Consider the following 2828-nt stretch of genomic DNA (forward strand, 5'->3'; position numbering starts at 1 on the left):
GTCAGCGTCGTCTTGCCGTGGTCAACGTGACCAATCGTACCAACGTTGACGTGCGGCTTGGTCCGCTCAAACTTTTCCTTGGCCATTTTCAACTCCCGAAAGGAATTTCACATGTTGCGCCGCGCGCAAACAGACACTGACTTTTTACTGCTGGTGCCCATGGGCAGGATCGAACTGCCGACCTCTCCCTTACCAAGGGAGTGCTCTACCACTGAGCCACATGGGCGGTATTACGCTTCAACTACACGGACTGGAGCGGGTGAAGGGAATCGAACCCTCGTCGTAAGCTTGGAAGGCTTCTGCTCTACCATTGAGCTACACCCGCACGGGCCACTAACGATTCCCTACCGCTCTCTGCGCTGATGTTCTGGTGGAGGAGGTTGGATTCGAACCAACGTAGGCGTAAGCCAACAGATTTACAGTCTGCCCCCTTTAGCCACTCGGGCACCCCTCCGTAGAGAACTGACGATTATGGGGGTGCATCGCACTCTTGTCAAGCACATCCGGAAGATTATTTTCATTCTCTTCCAGCGCACCCTGGCGACTCACCCGACACCCGCGCTCACCCGGCTGAGGCAAGCACAAGAGGATCGCCGATCGGCGCCCACATCTTCGTCAGACTCCGTCTTCAGCTTCGATTTGCATCTTCGCTGAAAACGAAAGACCGCCATGATACGACCTCTCACGCATAATGCCAAGCGGGTAAACGCAAAAAATTTGCAATTTCCATGCCGGAGGAATCTGCAAGGCTTCCGACGCGAGCCCAGGGGGTAGGTTGATAATGGCGACACATCAGCACCCCGCCAAACCCGCGACAACCGGCTTCTGCGCGCAAGGGTTTCCGGCAAACGGGGTGCCGAAGCCGGATTCCACGGAAGGCGTCGCCGTTCCCCGCTTGCTCCGTTGCGACACCGGAATCGAACCCGGAAAGCACCTAGGGGCCATCTTCGCCCCCTCCCCTCATCACCACTGACGGAAGGCACGCGCGGTACCATCCCGTGTTCCGCGATCATGCCGACCGCTCTCCCGTTTCCCTGCCTCCACGCGATACCCTGTCGTCCTTCTTGCCTTCGCACTGGTCTTTGCTTCCTCGGTGGCACATGCGGCCAACATCGACAACGCGTGGTGCAGCACGGGAAGGATCGCGGCAGTCCGAGAGCCGACGCTTTCCGGGCGCCACACCGCCAGACGCGCGAAAGGCGCCGCGGCTCGCGCGACGCATGAGACTTTAAAACCGGCCGTCGACGCCGGCTGCTTGTTGGCCACCAGCACGCGGCGACGCCCGCGAGTCACGACTCCGGAAGCGATCGCGTACGCGTGGTTGCCGAACGAGCGTCAACCGACGTTATCGCGGCTGATAGCCACGCTGGCACCTTGCGAGAAGGTCCAACAGCTCGGCCTTCCTAGATGTCTTGGTGCCGCCGATGCGCGACGATCTGCGCCCGCACGCCTGCTGCCACATCGCTTGCGTGTCGCCGTCGTTGCGAACGTTCAACAGTGCAGCGCGCATTGTGTCGAACCGTCCTTTGTGCAAGCCGACCACCATGAATGTCTGGGCGGCCTATCGTGGCGAGGCTGAGCTGTACACGCGCCATCCGACGTGTGGATACGAGTGGAACCTCGTTCGGTCAAGTGCGGAACTGCATCGGCTTTGACCGGGGCGCCTGTACGTCGCCCCGTACGAACCAGACGGCAGGGAAGCCGACATTCAACGCGGGTTCGTCGACATCGACTACTCACTGCCCGGCGATGCTCATGTCGACCCGGAGCCATGGCAGCAGCACGATCCGCCGATTCGCCCGATCGAGCGCTTGGCACTGTGTAGTCGAAGCACTGCATGCACGGTGCGGTCGTCCGGCGTCAACGCGGACGGTACGCATTTCGGATTGATGGGCGAAGGCCGCCACTATTTCGGCGACGCCGCCTATTCGCTCGTCGAAGAAATTCGCCTCTGCGACGCCTTCGCGCCGATGGAAGGCCTCATGGCGGTTGCGGTCGTCACGCATATGCCGACGGGCGCGCGATCTCGGCCTCGCGCTGTCGCCGAGGCAGCCGTGGATTTGCCCTGAAACGCGCCAATCACACACCAGCACCTCGAAACAGAATCGACGACGTTGGGCGGAGATAACCGATATACACCAATTAATAGCCCGAGATAATGGACTCCGATTTGCGATGGCTAGACTTGCCGTGCTATGTGCTCGAGGAGGTAAATAACTAACGGGAGAACGAGCGGAGGCGCGATCACTTCGAGCATGACGCGGCCATCGTCGGCACCCCGGCGATTGACGGAGCCTTCGGCTGCGCGCAAGGGTGACCCCTGCCGCGCCCCTGGTCGGTTCGTCACAGGATGGAAACCGCACGGAGCTCGAAGCCAAGTGGCAACCGAGATGATAGACGTGGCAGATCTCGCTGCGCGGGTTCGATGCAGTCAACGATGATGAGGAGCAGGATGCGTCAATGAGCCGCCACCTGCTCAAACAATTCGGCGCCGATCAGACTCTCGCGCTGCGAGCGGTGCAAGACTGGCCGCCCTGGCCGCGGAATTACCGGCAGCAGCGGGGTCGAGCCACTCGTCCATTCGCGACACGGCGCGCGGCGTACATGAAAGTCCCGCCCGACCAGCCAGCCAGCCAGCCAGCCAGCCAGCTTGCTTGCTTGCTTGCGCCGCCGCCAACGCCAACGCCAACGCCAACGCCAACGCCAACGCCAACGCCAACGCCCGGCGGTGATTGCACATTTTCTGCGCTTCAAATGCAAAAACCCCCGCCTTTCGGGCGGGGGTTTCTGGCTTAGGGAGCCTGACGATTACCTACTTTCACACGGGA

2 protein-coding genes and 3 tRNA genes are annotated in these 2828 nt (G+C 61.1%); 1 reads left to right on the top strand and 4 read right to left on the bottom strand.

Annotation, left to right across the window (positions count from 1 at the left end):
• The 4 genes from DID98_RS35295 to DID98_RS35310 form a co-directional block, all read right to left on the bottom strand.
• On the bottom strand, window positions 1-86 hold an 86-nt coding region (locus DID98_RS35295; RefSeq protein WP_039555751.1), incomplete at its 3' end, for a GTP-binding protein.
• 65 nt (window positions 87-151) lie between these two features.
• A tRNA-Thr gene (locus DID98_RS35300) sits at window positions 152-226 on the bottom strand.
• A 25-nt stretch (window positions 227-251) separates the two neighbouring features.
• Window positions 252-325 (bottom strand) — tRNA-Gly (locus tag DID98_RS35305).
• 43 nt (window positions 326-368) lie between these two features.
• A tRNA-Tyr gene (locus DID98_RS35310) sits at window positions 369-454 on the bottom strand.
• A 1432-nt stretch (window positions 455-1886) separates the two neighbouring features.
• Between DID98_RS35310 and DID98_RS35315 the strand changes: the two genes are divergently transcribed.
• Complete coding sequence (locus DID98_RS35315) at window positions 1887-2069, top strand: hypothetical protein (RefSeq protein WP_124572234.1); 183 nt, start codon at window positions 1887-1889, stop codon at window positions 2067-2069.
• Window positions 2070-2828: the final 759 nt, after the last annotated feature.

It is taken from the genome of Burkholderia sp. Bp8984, from assembly GCF_003853755.1.
GTDB lineage: Bacteria > Pseudomonadota > Gammaproteobacteria > Burkholderiales > Burkholderiaceae > Burkholderia.